13 protein-coding genes are annotated in these 18,925 nt (G+C 70.1%); 8 read left to right on the plus strand and 5 right to left on the minus strand.

The window, feature by feature from the left end; translation table 11 throughout:
* The first annotated feature begins 289 nt into the window (after nucleotides 1–289).
* From rpoB to IFT90_RS01630, 3 genes are all read left to right on the plus strand, one after another.
* Nucleotides 290–3,781 (plus strand): DNA-directed RNA polymerase subunit beta, encoded by a 3,492-nt coding sequence (gene rpoB, locus IFT90_RS01620; protein ID WP_123547660.1) that lies wholly within the window; start codon nucleotides 290–292, stop codon nucleotides 3,779–3,781.
* 49 nt (nucleotides 3,782–3,830) lie between these two features.
* Nucleotides 3,831–7,712, plus strand: a complete 3,882-nt coding sequence (locus IFT90_RS01625; RefSeq protein WP_133738215.1) for a DNA-directed RNA polymerase subunit beta' — start codon at nucleotides 3,831–3,833, stop codon at nucleotides 7,710–7,712.
* A gap of 199 nt (nucleotides 7,713–7,911) precedes the next feature.
* Nucleotides 7,912–9,042 carry a GNAT family N-acetyltransferase gene (locus IFT90_RS01630; RefSeq protein ID WP_192040710.1) on the plus strand — a complete coding sequence of 377 codons (1,131 nt, stop codon included), beginning with the start codon at nucleotides 7,912–7,914 and terminating at the stop codon, nucleotides 9,040–9,042.
* An 85-nt stretch (nucleotides 9,043–9,127) separates the two neighbouring features.
* Here the strand turns inward: IFT90_RS01630 and map are convergent, their stop codons facing one another.
* Nucleotides 9,128–9,898 (minus strand): type I methionyl aminopeptidase, encoded by a 771-nt coding sequence (map, locus tag IFT90_RS01635; RefSeq protein ID WP_192040711.1) that lies wholly within the window; start codon nucleotides 9,896–9,898, stop codon nucleotides 9,128–9,130.
* Between the two features lie 91 nt (nucleotides 9,899–9,989).
* On the opposite strand from map, the gene IFT90_RS01640 reads away from it, so the two are divergent.
* A complete protein-coding gene (locus IFT90_RS01640) occupies nucleotides 9,990–10,292 on the plus strand; it encodes a helix-turn-helix transcriptional regulator (RefSeq protein ID WP_123547664.1) in 303 nt (100 codons plus the stop codon).
* 156 nt (nucleotides 10,293–10,448) lie between these two features.
* A complete protein-coding gene (locus tag IFT90_RS01645; RefSeq protein ID WP_192040712.1) occupies nucleotides 10,449–10,988 on the plus strand; it encodes a GNAT family N-acetyltransferase in 540 nt (179 codons plus the stop codon).
* Between the two features lie 136 nt (nucleotides 10,989–11,124).
* Here IFT90_RS01645 and IFT90_RS01650 read toward each other — a convergent pair whose 3' ends face one another.
* The 4 genes from IFT90_RS01650 to IFT90_RS01665 form a co-directional block, all read right to left on the minus strand.
* Nucleotides 11,125–11,484 (minus strand): hypothetical protein, encoded by a 360-nt coding sequence (locus IFT90_RS01650; RefSeq protein ID WP_192040713.1) that lies wholly within the window; start codon nucleotides 11,482–11,484, stop codon nucleotides 11,125–11,127.
* A 179-nt stretch (nucleotides 11,485–11,663) separates the two neighbouring features.
* The gene (locus IFT90_RS01655; protein WP_192040714.1) at nucleotides 11,664–12,164 is read right to left on the minus strand and encodes a roadblock/LC7 domain-containing protein; all 501 of its coding nucleotides are present in this window, start codon (nucleotides 12,162–12,164) and stop codon (nucleotides 11,664–11,666) included.
* Nucleotides 12,161–12,757, minus strand: coding sequence for an ATP/GTP-binding protein (locus IFT90_RS01660; protein WP_192040715.1), 597 nt, complete (start codon nucleotides 12,755–12,757; stop codon nucleotides 12,161–12,163). Before IFT90_RS01660 ends, IFT90_RS01655 begins: the two co-directional genes overlap by 4 nt.
* The gene (locus IFT90_RS01665) at nucleotides 12,757–13,491 is read right to left on the minus strand and encodes a hypothetical protein (RefSeq protein WP_192040716.1); all 735 of its coding nucleotides are present in this window, start codon (nucleotides 13,489–13,491) and stop codon (nucleotides 12,757–12,759) included. The genes IFT90_RS01660 and IFT90_RS01665 overlap by 1 nt, the downstream gene beginning before the upstream one ends.
* Nucleotides 13,492–13,858: 367 nt before the next feature.
* Between IFT90_RS01665 and IFT90_RS01670 the strand changes: the two genes are divergently transcribed.
* The 3 genes from IFT90_RS01670 (at nucleotide 13,859) to IFT90_RS01680 (ending at nucleotide 18,700) form a co-directional block, all read left to right on the plus strand.
* Nucleotides 13,859–15,532 carry a GspE/PulE family protein gene (locus IFT90_RS01670; protein ID WP_371741017.1) on the plus strand — a complete coding sequence of 558 codons (1,674 nt, stop codon included), beginning with the start codon at nucleotides 13,859–13,861 and terminating at the stop codon, nucleotides 15,530–15,532.
* A gap of 73 nt (nucleotides 15,533–15,605) precedes the next feature.
* Complete coding sequence (locus IFT90_RS17405) at nucleotides 15,606–17,468, plus strand: type IV pilus twitching motility protein PilT (RefSeq protein WP_305798560.1); 1,863 nt, start codon at nucleotides 15,606–15,608, stop codon at nucleotides 17,466–17,468.
* Complete coding sequence (locus IFT90_RS01680) at nucleotides 17,468–18,700, plus strand: type II secretion system F family protein (protein ID WP_192040717.1); 1,233 nt, start codon at nucleotides 17,468–17,470, stop codon at nucleotides 18,698–18,700. Before IFT90_RS17405 ends, IFT90_RS01680 begins: the two co-directional genes overlap by 1 nt.
* Nucleotides 18,701–18,925: the final 225 nt, after the last annotated feature.

Genomic DNA, 18,925 nt, shown 5'->3' on the forward strand with positions numbered 1-18,925 from the left:
CGTTATACCCGAGGTCAGCCTCGAGGTCAACGACAGGGCTTGCCAGGCGTGTCCCGGCTGCATAGTATTGACCTTTGCGCTCCCTCGTGCGTCCCGTCGTCATATCTCGGTCGACGACGCACATCCGAGACAGTCCCCCGAATATCGCGGCGGGGGCGTCCTCGGTCTCGGCCTCTCGGCACGGTCCAGCGACCCTGCCGCGCGGCCGACGGTTCCCGGGAGGGCCGTTCACCACCCACTCATACTGTCCGACAGTGATGACCCGACGGGGTCCACGGAGGTAACTTCCTTGGCTGCTGCGAACACCGCATCCACCAACTCGCCCAAGAACGGCCGTGGCGCATCGCGCCTCTCGTTCGCCAAGATCACCGACACGCTCACGGTCCCCGACCTCCTGGCGCTGCAGACCGAGAGCTTCGACTGGCTCGTCGGCAACGACATCTGGAAGACCCGCCTCGCCGAGGCGACCGAGCAGGGTCGCACCGACCTCGCGCTGCACTCCGGCCTGGAGGAGATCTTCGAGGAGATCTCCCCGATCGAAGACCTCGGCGAGACGATGCAGCTCAGCTTCACGGCTCCCGAGCTCGAAGACCCCAAGTACTCCATCGACGAGTGCAAGGAGCGCGGCAAGACCTACGCCGCCCCTCTCTACGTCAACGCCGAGTTCATGAACCACCTCACCGGTGAGATCAAGACCCAGACGGTCTTCATGGGCGACTTCCCCCTCATGACCGAGCGCGGCACGTTCATCATCAACGGCACCGAGCGCGTCGTCGTGTCGCAGCTGGTCCGCAGCCCCGGCGTCTACTTCGAGCGCGCCTCCGACAAGACGTCCGACAAGGACATCTACTCGGCTCGCGTCATCCCCAGCCGCGGTGCCTGGCTCGAGTTCGAGATCGACAAGCGCGACCAGGTCGGCGTCCGCATCGACCGCAAGCGCAAGCAGAGCGTCACCGTCTTCCTCAAGGCCCTCGGCCTGACGAGCGAAGAGATCACGGAGAAGTTCCAGGGCTTCGCGTCCATCGAGGCCACCCTCGAGAAGGACGCCATCCTCACGAAGGAAGAAGCCCTCAAGGACATCTACCGCAAGCTCCGTCCCGGCGAGCAGGTCGCCGCCGAGGCCGCGCGTGCGCTCCTCGACAACTTCTACTTCAACCCGAAGCGCTACGACCTGGCGAAGGTGGGTCGCTACAAGATCAACCGCAAGCTCGGCATCGACGCGCCCCTCGGCGACTCGGTCCTGACCGTCGACGACATCGTCGCGACGATCAAGTACCTGGTCTCGCTGCACGCCGAGCAGAAGACGATCGACGGCACCCGCGACGGCGAGTCCGTCGAGCTGCGCCTCGACGTCGACGACATCGACCACTTCGGCAACCGTCGCATCCGCGCGGTCGGCGAGCTGATCCAGAACCAGGTCCGCACCGGCCTGTCCCGCATGGAGCGCGTCGTCCGCGAGCGCATGACCACGCAGGACATCGAGGCGATCACCCCGCAGACCCTGATCAACGTGCGCCCCGTCGTCGCCGCGATCAAGGAGTTCTTCGGCACGTCGCAGCTCTCGCAGTTCATGGACCAGAACAACCCGCTGTCGGGCCTGACGCACAAGCGTCGCCTCAGCGCACTCGGCCCCGGCGGCCTGAGCCGCGAGCGCGCCGGTGTCGAGGTCCGCGACGTCCACCCGTCGCACTACGGCCGCATGTGCCCGATCGAGACCCCGGAAGGCCCGAACATCGGCCTGATCGGCTCGCTCGCGTCGTTCGCCCGCATCAACTCGTTCGGCTTCATCGAGACGCCCTACCGTCGTGTCAACGGCGGCAACGTCAGCACCACGATCGACTACCTCACCGCCTCCGAGGAGGACGAGTTCGTCGTCGCCCAGGCCAACGCCCCGCTCGACGACGACTTCAACTTCGTCGACGACAAGGTGCTGGTCCGCAAGAAGGGCGGCGAGGTGGAGCTCGTCGCCAAGGACGAGGTCGACTACATGGACGTCTCGCCGCGCCAGATGGTGTCGGTCGCGACCTCGCTCATCCCGTTCCTCGAGCACGACGACGCGAACCGCGCCCTCATGGGCGCCAACATGCAGCGTCAGGCCGTCCCGCTGGTCCGCAGCGAGAGCCCCCTGGTCGGCACCGGCATGGAGGGCTACACGGCCATCGACGCCGGCGACGTCGTCACCGCCGACGCCGCAGGTGTCGTCACCGAGGTCTCGGCCGACGTCGTCACCGTCCAGCTGGACGAGGGCGGCACGCAGGACTACTACCTGCGCAAGTTCGACCGCTCGAACCAGGGCGCCAGCTACAACCACCGCGTGATCGTCGACGCCGGTCAGCGCATCGAGGTCGGCGAGGTCATCGCCGACGGCCCTGCGACCGAGAACGGCGAGCTCGCGCTCGGCAAGAACCTGCTCGTCGCGTTCATGCCGTGGGAGGGCTACAACTACGAGGACGCGATGATCCTGTCGCAGAACCTCGTGAAGGACGACACGCTCTCCTCGATCCACATCGAGGAGTACGAGGTCGACGCCCGCGACACGAAGCTCGGCAAGGAGGAGATCACCCGTGACCTCCCCAACGTCAGCCCGGACCTGCTGGCCGACCTCGACGACCGCGGCATCATCCGCATCGGTGCCGAGGTCCGTCCCGGCGACATCCTCGTCGGCAAGGTCACGCCCAAGGGCGAGACCGAGCTGTCGGCCGAGGAGCGCCTCCTGCGCGCCATCTTCAACGAGAAGAGCCGTGAGGTCCGCGACACGTCCCTGAAGGTGCCCCACGGCGAGCAGGGAACCGTCATCGGCGTCAAGGTCTTCGACTCGCAGGACGGCGACGACGAGCTCGGCTCGGGCGTCAACCAGCGCGTCGTGGTGTTCATCGCGCAGCGACGCAAGATCACCGCGGGCGACAAGCTCGCCGGCCGTCACGGCAACAAGGGCGTCATCTCGACGATCCTCCCCGTCGAGGACATGCCGTTCCTCGCGGACGGCACGCCGGTCGACATCATCCTGAACCCGCTGGGCGTCCCCGGCCGCATGAACTTCGGCCAGGTGCTCGAGATCCACCTCGGGTGGATCGCGGCGCAGGGCTGGAACGTCGAGGGCATCCAGGAGTGGGCCAAGAACCTCCCGCCGGAGGCGCTCAGCGCGGCTCCCGGCACGAAGGTCGCCACCCCGGTGTTCGACGGCGCCGCCGAGCGCGAGATCGAGGGTCTCCTCGACTCGACGCTGCCCACGCGTGACGGCGACCGCCTGATCGGCTCCTCGGGCAAGACGATGCTGTTCGACGGTCGCTCGGGAGAGCCCTTCCCGAACCCGATCTCGGTCGGCTACATGTACATCCTGAAGCTCCACCACCTCGTCGACGACAAGATCCACGCTCGTTCGACGGGCCCCTACTCGATGATCACGCAGCAGCCCCTGGGCGGCAAGGCCCAGTTCGGCGGACAGCGCTTCGGAGAGATGGAGGTGTGGGCCCTCGAGGCCTACGGCGCCGCGTACGCGCTGCAGGAGCTCCTGACGATCAAGTCCGACGACATCCTCGGCCGCGTCAAGGTCTACGAGGCGATCGTCAAGGGCGAGAACATCCAGGAGCCCGGCATCCCCGAGAGCTTCAAGGTCCTCATCAAGGAGATGCAGTCGCTGTGCCTGAACGTCGAGGTCCTCTCGGCCGACGGCCAGACGGTCAGCCTGCGCGACACGGACGACGAGGTCTTCCGTGCTGCGGAAGAGCTCGGCATCAACATCTCCTCCCGCTTCGAGTCGTCGAACGTCGACGAGATCTAAGCCCCCTTCCCACAACGACACGTCGATACATCTGACAAGGGACTGAATTTTGATCGAAGCAACAACTTTCGATGAGCTGCGGATCGGCCTCGCCACGGCCGAGAACATCCGTGCCTGGTCGCACGGTGAGGTCAAGAAGCCGGAGACCATCAACTACCGCACGCTGAAGCCCGAGAAGGACGGCCTCTTCGGAGAGCAGATCTTCGGGCCGTCGCGTGACTGGGAGTGCGCGTGCGGCAAGTACAAGCGCGTCCGCTTCAAGGGCATCGTCTGCGAGCGCTGCGGCGTCGAGGTCACGAAGTCGTCGGTGCGCCGTGAGCGCATGGGCCACATCGAGCTCGCCGCCCCCGTCACGCACATCTGGTACTTCAAGGGCGTCCCGTCGCGCCTCGGCTACCTGCTCGACATGGCGCCGAAGGACCTCGAGAAGGTCATCTACTTCGCCGCCTACATGGTGATCTCGATCGACGACGAGGGCCGTCACGCCGACATGCCCGGTCTCGAGAACGAGCTCCGCCTCGAGATCAAGCAGCTCGAGACGCAGCGCGACACGCGCATCGCCGACCGTCTGCAGAAGCTCGAGGTCGACCTCGCCGCTCTTGAGGAAGAAGGCGCGAAGAGCGACCAGAAGCGTCGTGCGAAGGACGTCGCCGAGAAGGAGATGGGCCAGACCCGCAAGGCCTTCGACGAGGACATCAACCGCCTCGAGCGCGTGTGGGAGGACTTCCGCACGCTGAAGGTGGGCGACCTCAAGCCCGAGGACGCCGTCTTCCACGAGCTCCAGGACCGCTTCGGCATGTACTTCGAGGCCCACATGGGCGCCGAGGCCATCAAGAAGCGCCTCGAGGGCTTCGACCTGACCACCGAGGCCGAGAACCTGCACCTGCAGATCTCGGAGGGCAAGGGCCAGAAGAAGATCCGCGCGATCAAGCGCCTGCGCGTCGTCAGCTCCTTCCTCGCCACGGGCAACTCGCCCGCCGCGATGGTGCTCGACGTCGTCCCGGTGATCCCGCCCGAGCTGCGCCCGATGGTGCAGCTCGACGGTGGCCGCTTCGCGACGTCCGACCTGAACGACCTCTACCGTCGCGTCATCAACCGCAACAACCGCCTCCGTCGACTGCTCGACCTCGGTGCCCCCGAGATCATCGTCAACAACGAGAAGCGGATGCTGCAGGAGGCGGTGGACGCGCTCTTCGACAACGGTCGCCGCGGCCGTCCCGTCACGGGCACCGGCAACCGCGCCCTGAAGTCCCTGAGCGACATGCTCAAGGGGAAGCAGGGTCGGTTCCGCCAGAACCTGCTCGGCAAGCGCGTCGACTACTCCGGCCGTTCGGTCATCATCGTCGGCCCGACGCTCAAGCTGCACCAGTGCGGTCTGCCCAAGCAGATGGCGCTCGAGCTGTTCAAGCCGTTCGTGATCAAGCGCCTGATCGACCTGTCGCACGCTCAGAACATCAAGAGCGCCAAGCGCATGGTCGAGCGTTCGCGCCCGCAGGTGTGGGACGTCCTCGAGGAGATCATCCGCGAGCGCCCCGTGCTGCTGAACCGCGCGCCCACGCTGCACCGTCTCGGCATCCAGGCCTTCGAGCCCCAGCTGGTCGAGGGCAAGGCCATCCAGCTGCACCCGCTCGTCTGCGCGGCGTTCAACGCCGACTTCGACGGCGACCAGATGGCCGTGCACCTGCCGCTGTCCGTCGAGGCCCAGGCCGAGGCGCGCATCCTGATGCTCGCGTCGAACAACATCCTGAAGCCGTCCGACGGCCGACCGGTGACCCTGCCCGCACAGGACATGATCATCGGCCTGCACTACCTGACGACGGTCACCGAGGGCGCAGTCGGCGAGGGCCGTGCCTTCTCGTCCGTGTCCGAGGCGATCCTCGCCAAGGACCAGGGCACGCTCGACCTGAACGCGATGGCCAAGATCCGCATGAACGGCGTGCACTTCGCCGAGGGCGAGGCTCCCGAGGGCTACGAGGTCGGACAGGACATCCTGCTCGACACGACCCTCGGTCGCGCGCTCTTCAACGAGAACCTGCCGGCGGACTACCCGTTCGTGCAGCAGGTGACCGACAAGGGCATGCTCTCGACGATCGTCAACGACCTCGCCGAGCGCTACCCCAAGGTCGCCGTCGCGGCTGCCCTGGACAACATCAAGGACGCGGGCTTCTACTGGGCCTCGCGCTCCGGTGTCACGGTCGCCCTCTCCGACGTCCTCACGCCTCCGCGCAAGCCGGAGATCGTGGCGGGCTACGAGAAGCAGGCCGCAGCGGTCCAGTCCGAGTTCGACAAGGGCCTCATCAGCGACGCCGAGCGTCGTGCGGACCTGATCAAGATCTGGACGGAGGCCACGAACGAGGTCGCCGCCGAGATGCGGGCGAACTTCCCGGTCGACAACACGATCAACCGCATGGTCACCTCGGGTGCTCGTGGTAACTGGCTGCAGGTGCGCAACATCGCCGGCATGCGAGGCCTCGTGAACAACCCGAAGGGCGACATCATCCCCCGCCCGATCATCTCGTCGTACCGCGAGGGCCTGTCGGTGGCCGAGTACTTCATCGCGACGCACGGTGCCCGCAAGGGACTGGCCGACACGGCCCTCCGTACGGCCGACTCGGGGTACCTGACCCGTCGACTCGTCGACGTCTCGCAGGACGTCATCATCCGTGAGGACGACTGCGGCACCTCGCGCGGTCTCGAGATGCCCATCGCCGCACCCGACGCCGACGGCGTCATGGTGCGCGACGCGACCGTCGAGAACACCGTGTTCGCCCGTTCGCTGGCGGCCGCGGCCGTCGACGCGAAGGGCACCGTGCTGGCCGAGGCCGGCGCCGACGTCGGAGACGTTCTGATCGACGAGCTCGTGGCGGCAGGGGTCGAGACCATCAAGGTGCGTTCCGTGCTCACCTGCGAGGCCGCGGTCGGCGTCTGCGCCCAGTGCTACGGCCGCTCGCTCGCGACCGGCAACCTGGTCGACATCGGCGAGGCCGTCGGCATCATCGCGGCCCAGTCGATCGGCGAGCCCGGCACGCAGCTGACGATGCGCACCTTCCACACCGGCGGTTCGGCCTCGGCCGACGACATCACGCAGGGTCTGCCCCGCGTGACGGAGCTGTTCGAGGCACGTACCCCCAAGGGTGCGTCCCCGATCGCCGACGGTGCCGGTCGCATCACGATCGAGGACACGGACAAGGCCCGACGGGTCATCCTCAACCTCGACAACGGCGACGAGCCGGTCATCTACCCCGTGCTCAAGCGCTCGACCCTCCTCGTCGAGGACGGTCAGCACGTCGAGCTCGGTGCGCAGATCATCGCCGGTGCGGTCGACCCGAAGGAGGTCCTGCGAGTCAAGGGCGTCCGTGCGGTGCAGCAGCACCTCGTCGGGGGCGTCCAGGACGTCTACCGTTCGCAGGGCGTGCCGATCCACGACAAGCACATCGAGGTCATCGTCCGTCAGATGCTCCGCAAGGTCACCGTCGTCGACCACGCCGACACCGACCTGCTCCCCGGCGAGCTCGTCGACCGGTCGAAGTACAACGAGATCAACCGTGCGGCGCTGACCGAGGGCAAGCGGACCGCGTCCGCCCGCCAGGAGGTCATGGGCATCACCAAGGCCTCGCTCGCGACCGAGTCGTGGCTGTCGGCCGCCTCCTTCCAGGAGACGACCCGCGTGCTCACGCAGGCTGCGATGGAGGGCAAGAGCGACCCCCTGGTCGGTCTGAAGGAGAACGTGATCATCGGGAAGCTGATCCCCGCCGGAACCGGTCTGTCGCGCTACCGCGACGTCTCGGTCGAGGCGACGGAAGAAGCGAAGGCCGAGCGGTACCCCAACCGCGTGTTCACGGACGACGCGTCGTTCACCGAGGCTGACCTCAGCTTCGTGGACTTCGACTCGTTCTCGTCGGACGACTTCACCCCCGGCACCTACAACTGATCGGGATCGTCTGAAGGCGCCGCGGGTCTGATGACCTGCGGAGCCACCAGGCACCACGACGGGCCCCGGCCCTCGCACCACGCGAGGGACGGGGCCCGTCGTCGTTCCCGGGCGACCTCGGGGAGGCGCGGGTCGGTCCCGCAGGCTCGCGGGCGGTCCCGTGACCTGGGCGGCTCCCGAGACCAGGCAGTATGGAGCGATGAGCACCGAGCAGTCCGCACAGCCGTCCCCGTCCGTCGAGCCCCCCGAGTCCACGGTCGCGCGGGGCGAGGCCGCGGCGGGGGTCCGGCTCGACGCGGTCGACCTGCCCGTCAGCGCCCGGGTCCCGAGGCCGGACGCGCGCCTCCCTCGTGACCGCGGCGGCCTGCGCTGGCGCCCGGCGACCCTCGCCGACCTCGAGGCGCTGCACGCGCTCGACGGGCGCGTGGCGTCGGTCGACCACCCGCTGCACGTGACGTCGCTGTCGTCGATGCGGCAGCTGCTCGAGATGCCCGGCATCGACCTCGAGCGCGACTCCCTCGTGGCCGACGAGGGGGACGGCCAGCTGGTGGCCTGGGGCCTGAGCTTCCTCTGGCCCGTCCGCGAGTCGGTCGTGCGCGTGTCCGTCGACGGCGGCGTCGACCCGCGTCGGCGCAGGCAGGGCCTCGGGCGCGACCTCGTCGAGTGGCAGCGGCTGCGTGGCGAGCAGCACCTGTCAGCCTCGGACGACGTGCTGCCGGCCGTGCTGGCGGCGGGCGTCGAGCAGGAAGCGAAGAGCCACGCGGCGCTGCTGGAGCGGCAGGGCTTCGGCCCCGCCCGGTGGTGGAGCACCCTCAGCCGCGACCTGACCCGCCCGGTCGAGCCCGTGCCCCTCGACCCCGCGGTGCGGCTCGAGGACTACTCGACGCACCGCGAGGAAGCGACCCGTCTGGCCCGCAACGAGGCCTTCGTCGACCACTGGGGCAGCCAGGCGAGCACGCCCGAGGTGTGGCGCATGCTCGTCGGGGCGGCGACGTTCCGCCCCGACCTCTCGTTCGTGGCGGTCGCCGCGGGCGACGACGGCGAGGAGGAGGTGGTCGCCTTCGTGCTCACCACCGTCGAGCCCGAGCAGTGGCCGGCCCACGGCGGTCGCAGCGCCCACGTCGACTACGTGGGCGTCCGGCGGGCCTGGCGAGGCCGGCACCTCGCGCAGTCGCTGCTCGCGACGGCCCTCGCGCGGCAGGCCGACCAGGGCTTCGAGCTCTGCGTGCTCGACGTCGACTCGACGAGCCCCACGGGCGCCGTCGGGCTCTACGACCGTGCGGGCTTCACGGTCGCGGGCCGTCGCGCCGCGTACCTCCGCGAGTACTGACCGCCGAACGAGATGACGCGTCGGAGGCGTGAGCGACCGCCGCACCTCCTCGACGCGTCACCTCGATCGTGACGAGCCGGTCGAGCTAGCCGCGGACGGTCAGGATCTCCGCGCCGTCCTCGGTGATGGCGACCGTGTGCTCGCTGTGCGCCGTGAGGCAGCCCGTCGCGCTGCGGAGCGTCCAGCCGTCGTCGTCGGTCACGAGCTCGTCGGTGTCGGCCATGACCCACGGCTCGAGGGCGAGCAGCAGGCCCGGGCGCAGCTTGTAGCCGCGGCCGGGGCGGCCGATGTTGGCGACGTGCGGGTCCTGGTGCATGGTCGAGCCGATGCCGTGGCCGCCGAACTGGACGTTCACGGGGTAGCCCGCCCCGGTCAGCACCGAGCCGATGGCGTACGAGACGTCGCCCATCTTCGCTCCGGGCACGGCGGCGGCGATCGCGGCGGCCAGGGCGCGCTCGGTCGTCTCGATCAGCTCGGTGCTGCCCGCGGGGCGCGAGGTGCCGACGACGAAGCTCAGCGCGGAGTCGGCGGCGATGCCGTTCAGCACGACCGCGAGGTCGAGCGTGAGCAGGTCGCCGTCGCGCAGGGCGTAGTCGTGGGGGAGGCCGTGCAGCACGGCGTCGTTGACGGCCGTGCAGATCCAGTGCCCGAACGGCCCGCGGCCGAACGACGGCGCGTAGTCGACGTAGCAGGACTCGGCACCGGCCTCGACGATCATCTCGCGAGTCCACTCGTCGATCTCGAGCAGGTTCGTGCCGACCGCGACGCGCTGCGACACGGTGTGCAGGATGTGCCCGACCAGCGCTCCGGAGTCGCGGGCACGGCCCAGCTCGGCGGGGCTGAAGATCTCGATCACGGGGCGTCTCCTCGGGTCTGCCGGCGGGCGGCGGGACAACTGTCCCGGTAATGCTATCCCGGCAGGCGCCTCCTCGGGCTAGGCTCTGCGCATGGTCCGTCTGCCGCTGAGCCCCGCCGAGGTCGCTCGAGGCCGCCGCCTCGGGGCCCTGCTCCGGCAGGCGCGCGGCGAGCGGTCGATGCTCCGCACGGCCCTCGACGCCGGCGTCTCGCCCGAGACGCTGCGCAAGATCGAGTCCGGCCGGGTCGCGACCCCGTCGTTCCCCACCATCGCGGCGATCGCCCAGGTCGTCGGCGTCTCGCTCGACGACGTCTGGGCCGAGATCAGCCGGCCGGCGCAGGGCGACCAGGCGCAGGAGGCGGTCGTCCCCGTCGACGCGCCGCTCGCCTCCTAGCACCCTCGGCCGCCGCCTCCCCGGCTGCTCGACCCTCGCCCCGAGACGGCGTAGGCGAGAAGGGACGCCGCAGGCGTGGGCCCTCGCCCACGTCGTCCCGCGACGCCTGCGTCACCGTCCGCGGCGCCCGACACGGGCGCGGCCTAGGGTCAGAGGGTGCAGTTCGAGCAGGCCCTCACCGACACCGTCCTCCTGCGGGAGGCGCGGGTCGGCGACGCCGCCGCCCTCGCCGAGGCGCACCGGCGCAACCGCGAGCACCTCGCGCCGTGGGATCCGGAGCGGGCGCCGTCGTTCTTCGAGCCCGCCGGCCAGCGGGCGATGCTCACGGCGCGCATCGCGTCGGCCGCCGCCGGCGAGCAGCAGCCGTTCCACCTGATGGAGGGCGACCGCGTGGTCGGCACGATCGCCCTCAACCAGATCGTCCGGGGGCCCCTGCAGAAGGCGGCCGTCGGCTACTGGGTCGACCGGGAGCGGACGGGGCAGGGCCTGGCGAAGGCGGCGTTGGCGGTCGTCGTCGACCTCGCGGCGACCGGCCTCCGCCTGCACCGCCTCGAGGCGAGCGCCCTGCCGCACAACGCGGGGTCGCGTGCCGTGCTCGCCGCCTCGGGCTTTAAGCAGTACGGCTCGGCGCCGGGCTACCTCCGCATCGCGGGGGAGTGGCGCGAGCACGTGCTGTACCAGCGCCTCCTCGACTAGACCACCCGCAACCGCAACCGCAACCGCAACCGCACCCGCACCCGCAACCGCCCGCACCGGAGCACGACGACGGGGCGCCGACCTCAGTGGTCGACGCCCCGTCGGGGTGCTGCGGCGCAGGGAGCCGCGGCGTGGGTCAGAAGGCCAGCTGGCCCTCGACCTCCTTGGACTTCATGCGAGCGAGGGCGAGGTTCGCCTTCGAGCGGTCGAGCACGAAGTAGATGAAGACCTCGCGGTTGCTGGCGAGGGGGCGGATGATGTGGATCTGGCTCGACAGGGTGATGAGGATGTCCTCGATCGAGTCGGCGAGGCCGAGCGACTTCGCCGTCTTGAGCTTGGCACGGACGACCTCGGTGTTGCCGGCCGCGGCCAGCTCCAGGTCGATGCCGCTGCCGGCGCCGCCGAGCAGCATGCCGGACGCGCTGTCGACGACGGCGGCCGCCATCGCGCCGTCGACGGTGAGGAGGGTCTCGAGGGAGTCGGAGATGTTCGCCATGGTGTCAGTGCTTCCTGTTCGGGTCAGGGCAGTTCGGGTGTGAGCTGTCCGGCCCTGACCTGGTCGGGTCAGGGGTGGTGCGGGCAGCGGTGCCGGCGTCGGGCGGGCACCGCTCGGCAGCCGGCCGCGGAGGTGCGGCCGGAGCGGTCGGAGGGGCAGGGCTGCGTGCCTGGCCAGGGTCAGAGCGCCGGGACGCCGTAGGCGTCGGCGCGTGCGGGTGCGTCGCCGTGCTCGACGGCGGCGTCCGGCTCGTGGGCGGCCGCGGCGGGCTGCACGGCCGGGCGGTCGGCCAAGGAGGCGGCCAGCTGCTGGGCGCAGCGGCGCGCGACCGAGAGGGCCTTGCCGAGCGTCTCGTCGTCGCCGAACAGCGCGCCGAGCACGACGGGGTGCCCGGGGACGCGCAGCTGGATGACGTGGCCCTTGTCGGACGCGATGATGACGTACTCGCTCGAGCCGATCCGCACCTCCCGGGCGACGGCCTCGCTGAGTGCCTGGATGGAGCTGGCCATGCTGGCGAAGCGGTTCGCGTCGACCTTGCCGTCGGGCACGTGGACGACCTCGAAGCCGTCGTCGGTGAGGAACGAGCCGTAGACGAGCGAGCGGCTCACCTCTCCCATGTCGAGCAGGGCCCGGCGGCCGAGATCGACGACGACGGGGTCGAGGTGGGGCGCGAGGCTCACTCGGCCACCGCCACGGCGGGCTGCGAGGGCGCGGCGGAGGCAGCGGGTGCAGAGAACATCTCGCGCATCTCGATGTTGGCGACGAGCGTCATGAGGACGGTGCGCATCTGGTCTTCCTCTCGGGGGTCGACCGTGAACACCGGCACGACCAGGTCGGGGCGGCGCTCGGTCAGCGCCGCCGAGTAGTCGGCCACCGTCGGGGTGGCCGAGACGTCGGAGCGCGTCGCCGCGACGACGACGCCGCCGCGGTCGTGGAGGTCGCGGAACTCGTCGAGGAACGTCAGCATCTCGCCCACCGGGTCGGCGGCGTCGTTGTTGACGAGCAGCACCATGCCCTTGGCGCGCTCCTTGAGGATCGTCCACATGAAGTCGAACCGCTGCTGGCCGGGGATGCCGTAGAGGCGCACCTTGTCGGTCTCGCCGAGCGTGATCTCGCCGTAGTCGAGCGCGACCGTCGTGGTGTCCTTGTCGGCCGTGGCGCGGTCGGTGTTCGCGGCCTCGGTGCGGACGACCTCGGTCTCGCTGAGCGTCTCGATCGCGGTCGTCTTGCCGGCGCCCATCGGGCCGCCGAAGAGGATGACGTGCTCGGCCATCAGAGGCCGAGCCGGTCGCGCAGGCGGCTGAACAGGCCGCCGCGGCGGGGCTGCGGAGCGACCCGGACGTGGTCGGGGTCGGCGGACGACGACGAGGCCGACGACGAGCCGGCGGCGGCGACCGCGGCCGGCTCGGGCGACTCGGAGCGCAGCAGGCGCATCAGGCTGAACGCGTTGACGAGGCGCCGGGCCTCGGCCGGGTCCGACTCGCTCGCGTTGGCCAGCTCGCCGACCGGGAGGAACGTGTAGCCGAGCATCGCGGTCATCCGCATCTGCTCCGGGGTGTGCGTCAGCATCGTGAAGTTGGGCCAGCGCACCAGCTTGTAGCGGTCGTCGCGCTGCAGCCACCACGCGAGCTCGCCCAGGAACGAATTGGTGCCGATCAGCCAGAGCAGCGCGTCGAGGTCGGTGCCGGGCGGGCGCGACGCCTCGACGGCGGGGTCCTTGGCCTCGACGACCACGTCGATGTCGACGGGCTCGGCGGGGAACGCCGTCAGGGGGGTGTCCCACCAGTAGGCGTTCGTCTCCACGTCGACGACGAGGGGGAGGTGGTCGGCCTGGCGGACGACCACGATCGACGCGGTCGGCTGCTGCTGGAGGCGGTGGAGGGCGATGGCCACGCCGGTCCAGCCGAACGACGGCACGGTGATGCCCGTCGTCTCGGGGCCGGCGGCGGTGCCTGTGTGGGGGTCCTGCGGGTCCGCTGGCGCGGTCCGGGCAGGCTCGAACGTCATCTCGTGACCGTGCATCGTGCGTGGCTCCTCGGGGGGTTCGGCGGTCGTCATCCGTGAAACCGGGCCACACGTGTCGTCGGGCCCAGGACCGCCGCCGACCACTAGACCAGTCCCGTCCGTCGACGTGCCACCCCCTGTTCTGGGCGACGGCGACCCCCTTTCTGGGCGGTCGCCGCGCCTCCTCGTCCCTGTGGGGGAGTCGTCGCGGAGCCCGCCGCGGGGGGCTGTGACGCAGACGGGGGGCACCCTCACTGGGACGTGTCGGGGAGGCGGCCCCGCCGTAGCGTGGCGACTGCTCGGGACGACTCCCGACGACCTGCCGCCCGGACCCCGACATGCCGGGCGCGCGTACCGAGGAGATGCACCCGTGGCTTCGATGACCGAGATCCTGATCCTGCACGGGCTGCTGCCCATGGAGCACCTCGACCGCGTGGGGCGCCGGGGCGCCGACGAGGAGGCGTCCATCCGGGAGCTGCTCGAGTCCGGCACCGTGACCTCCGCGCAGGTCGCCCGCGCCCGGGCCCAGGCCAACGGCGTCGACTTCGTCGAGCTGGTCGACTACCCCGTCGACCGCGCCGCCGTGACGATGGTGCCCGCCGCCGTGTGTCGCCGGCACAGCGTGCTGCCGATCGCGGTGCGCGACGGCCTCCTCCTGCTCGCGATGGCCGACCCGGGCGACGTCTTCGCGATCGACGACGTGCGCGCCGCGCTCCGCATCGGCGTGGAGCCGGTGCTCGCCGACCGCGCCGACCTGCAGGCCGCGCTCGACCGCTACCTCCGTGCCGATGACGAGCTCAACGACCTCACCTCGACGCTCGAGGAGGAGACCAGCGCGGTCGAGGCCGCCCAGGCCGACATCGCCTCCTCCGGCCCCGACGACGACGTGCCCATCGTGCGCTTCGTCAACCTGCTCGTCAGCCAGGCCATCACCGACCACGCCTCCGACATCCACATCGAGCCGGCCGAGCACGACGTGCGCATCCGCTACCGCATCGACGGGGTGCTGCACGAGATGCAGCCGGCCCCCAAGGCCATCCAGAACGGCGTGATCTCGCGCCTCAAGATCATGAGCGAGATCGACATCGCCGAGCGTCGGCGCCCGCAGGACGGCCGCATGTCGGTCCGCCACGGCGGCCGTCAGATCGACCTCCGCGTCGCGACCCTGCCGACGGTCTGGGGCGAGAAGGTCGTCATGCGGATCCTCGACAACTCGAACACGTCGATGAGCCTCCGCGACCTGAACCTGCTCGAGCGCAACTTCGACGTCTACGCCGCGTCGTACTCGAAGCCCTACGGGATGATCCTCGTCACCGGCCCCACGGGCTCGGGCAAGTCGACGACGCTCTACACGACGCTCAACGCGGTCGCGCGCCCCGAGATCAACGTCATCACCGTCGAGGACCCGGTCGAGTACCGGATGGACGGCATCAACCAGGTGCAGGTCAACCCCAAGGCGGGCCTCACGTTCGCCGGCGCGCTGCGGAGCATCCTGCGGTCCGACCCCGACGTCGTCCTGCTCGGCGAGATCCGCGACCACGAGACGGCGCAGATCGCCATCGAGGCGTCGCTGACCGGCCACCTCGTGCTCAGCACGCTGCACACGAACGACGCCCCGAGCGCGATCACCCGCCTCACCGAGATGGGCATCGAGCCGTTCCTCGTCGGCAGCGCGATCGACTGCGTCGTCGCCCAGCGCCTCGCGCGCCGCCTCTGCGACCGCTGCAAGACGCCGACCTCGTACACGCCCCGCCAGCTCGAGCACCTGCGGTTCCCGGTGCGCCTCGACGAGCCCGCGCCGCTCGTCTACCAGCCTGTCGGCTGCGCGCAGTGCTCGAACACCGGCTACCGCGGTCGCATCGCCCTGCACGAGGTGATGAGCGTCTCCGAGGAGATCGAGCGCCTCGCCGTCGCCCGGGCGTCGAGCGCCGAGATCGCCCGCGTCGCCACCGAGCAGGGCATGGTCAGCCTCCGCCACGACGGCTGGGCCAAGGCGAAGCTCGGCCTGACCAGCGTCGAAGAGATCCTGCGGGTCGTCGCGTGAGCGCCTCGCCCGTCCGCACCCGCCCCGCACCCGTCCGCACCGCCCGCTGCACCGCACCCGAGGGAACGCCCGCATGAGCGACAACGTCTTCGAGATCCCCGACCAGGTCGACCCGGCCGACGGCTGGACCCCGGGCACGCCCGGCAACGACCTGAGCACCCACACCCCCGCGACCGAGTGGGAGCTGCCGAAGGCGCCGCCGACGCTGGCGCCGCACATCGACGAGGCCGACCGAGGCCCGGTCTACACGATGGACGACGCCGGCGGGGAGGCGGTGCTCGGCTGGAGCCCCACCCCCGCGCCGACCAGCCGTCGCGCCGCGCGGCTCGCGAGCGCCCTCGAGGGCGGCGGCATGGCCGCCCGCACCCCGTGGAGCGACCCTCGCTTCGACGACTTCAACGACTCGGCTGCCCAGGTCGCCACGGCCAGCCCCGCCGTGGGCGAGGTCGGCTCGGCCGCGGCACCGCAGGCGTTCATGCCGCCGTACCTGCCAGCCGACACAGCCCTCGCCGCCGAGACCGCCCTCGACGACGCGGCCGCCGCCTCCTCGGCCCCCTCGCTGCCCGACGTGTCGTCGGCCGCGCCGACCTCGCCGGTCGTGCCCGCCGCCTCCTCGGCTCCCTCGCATTCCGCCGCCCCGGCGCCCGCCTCGCCCCAGCTCGGCGACGGCGGCCTGCTGCGCGTGCCGTCGTTCGCGCCGTCCAGCGCGCAGCACGCCGCCGAGGAGGCGCCCCCCGCCGCCCAGGTCGAGTCCCGACCCGGCATCGAGCTGCACGAGCACGCCCGCACGGTCGCGCACCCCGCGCTCATCGCGGCGCTCTGCGAGGTCGTGCTGCAGGGCGCCTCCGACCTGCACGTCACGGTCGACGCCGCCCCGACCCTCCGCGTGGACGGCGGCCTCCAGCCCGCCCTCGCCGGCGGCGAGCCCTGGGACGCCCCGACGGTCTCCGCAGCCCTGACCAGCCTGCTCACTCCGGCGATGAAGGAGCAGTTCGACGAGCGGCTCGAGCTCGACTTCGCCTACTCGCTGTCGGACGAGTCGCGCTTCCGCGTGAACTTCTACCAGCAGCGCGGCGCGATGGGAGCGGCCTTCCGCCTCATCCCGACCGAGATCAAGCAGCTCGCCGACCTGGGCGTGCCCGAGGTCGTCAGTCGCTTCGCGAAGCTGCCCCGTGGCCTCGTGCTCGTCACGGGCCCCACCGGCTCGGGCAAGTCGACGACCCTCGCCGCCCTGATCGACCTGGTCAACCGCACGCGCGCCGACCACATCGTGACGGTCGAGGACCCGATCGAGTTCATGCACCAGCACAAGAAGGCGATCGTCAACCAGCGCGAGGTCGGCCACGACACGCACAGCTTCGCGAACGCGCTCAAGCACGTGCTTCGCCAGGACCCCGACGTCATCCTGATCGGCGAGCTCCGCGACCTCGAGACCATCTCGGTCGCGCTGACCGCCGCCGAGACCGGCCACCTCGTGTTCGCGACCCTGCACACGCAGAGCGCCGCGCAGACGATCGACCGTGTGATCGACGTGTTCCCGCCGCACCAGCAGGACCAGGTGCGCACCCAGCTCGCGTCGACGCTGCAGGGCGTCGTCTGCCAGACGCTGCTGCCGAAGGCGGGCGGCAAGGGCCGTGTCGTCGCGACCGAGATCATGATGATGACCCCGGCCATCGGCAACCTCGTGCGCGAGGGCAAGACGTACCAGATCTCGTCGTCGATGCAGGCGGGGCGCGACCTCGGCATGCACACGATGGACCAGAAGCTGGCCGACCTCGTCAACACCGGCACCGTCACGCACAAGGCGGCGATGGAGAAGGTGCACGACGCCGAGGGCTTCGACCGTCTCGTCACCCGCGTGATCAACAAGTCCGAGACGGTCGGCCTCGACGCCGGCATCGACTTCGGCGACGCCTTCTCGATCGGGAGCAACTGATGGCCACCAGCACCGCCTACGCCTACAAGGGCCGCGACTCGGCCGGCAAGGTCGTCAAGGGCAAGGTCGACGCGTCCAGCGAGGGCGCCGTCGTCACCCGCCTGCGCACGATGGGCGTGCAGCCCATCTCGATCGCCGCGGCGAGCGACGGCACCGGCCTGCAGCGCGAGATCTCGATCGGCGGCCTCGGCGGCGGCGGGGTCAAGATGAAGGAGATCGCGGTCATGTCGCGCCAGATGGCGACCATGATCGCGTCCGGCCTGTCGCTGCTGCGCACCCTGACGATCCTCGCCGACCAGGTCGACAACAAGACGCTGCAGAAGGTCATGCAGGAGGTGCGCGACGACGTCGAGACCGGCGTCTCGTTCTCCGACGCGGTCGGCAAGCACGACAAGCACTTCCCGCCCCTGATGATCAACATGATCCGGGCCGGCGAGGTCGGCGGGTTCCTCGACAAGGCGCTCGAGTCGACCGCCGACAACTTCGAGAAGGAGGTGGCGCTGCGGTCCACGATCAAGTCGGCGATGACCTACCCGGTCGTGGTCCTCGTGATGTCGCTCGTCGCCGTGGTCGTCATGCTGACCTTCATCGTCCCGATCTTCCAGGACATGTTCACGAACCTCGGCGGCAAGCTGCCCCTGCCGACGATGATGCTCGTCTACGCCTCACAGGCGATGCCCTACGTGCTGCCGGTGCTCATCATCGGCGGCATCGCCGGGTCGATCTGGTGGAAGACGAACAAGAACTCCGTCAAGGTCCGCTCGAAGCTCGATCCGCTGAAGCTCAAGCTGCCGGTGTTCGGCGAGCTGCTGCGCAAGATCGCGATCGCGCGCTTCTCACGCAACTTCTCGAACATGATCGGTGCCGGCGTCCCCATCCTCACCGCCTTGCGGATCGTCGGCGAGGTCTCGGGCAACTACGTGCTCGAGGAGGCGCTGGTCGAGGTCGCGGAGTCGGTGCGGCAGGGCGAGTCCATCGCCGCCCCCTTGACCGCCTCCGGGGTCTTCCCGCCGATGGTCACGCAGATGATCTCGGTCGGCGAGGACGCCGGCTCGCTCGAGACGATGCTCGAGAAGGTGGCGGACTTCTACGACCAGGAGGTCAAGTCGACCACGGAGTCGCTGACGGCCCTGATCGAGCCGCTGCTGATCGCGTTCCTTGGCGTCGTCGTGGGCGGAATGATCGTCGCGCTGTACCTGCCGATCTTCCAGATCACGTCGCTGATCAAGTAGGCGTTGCGCCGCTCTGCCCGAAGGGTCCGACCACCGGTCGGGCCCTTCCTCGTGCACGACAGGTGTCGGATAGCAGGTGACCCCTGAACAGGGGTTCTGCCCTTTCGGGGGTGACCCGGACTGGGGTCGTGTCGCCGGCAGAAACCCCCCGTCTGCGGGATTCTCGCGGGTCTCGGGGGCTGGGAGAGTCATCTCCGGCGGGAACGACGTGACCGCCTCCGATCA

It is taken from the genome of Frigoribacterium sp. CFBP 8766, assembly GCF_014841435.1.
Taxonomy (GTDB): Bacteria; Actinomycetota; Actinomycetes; order Actinomycetales; family Microbacteriaceae; genus Frigoribacterium.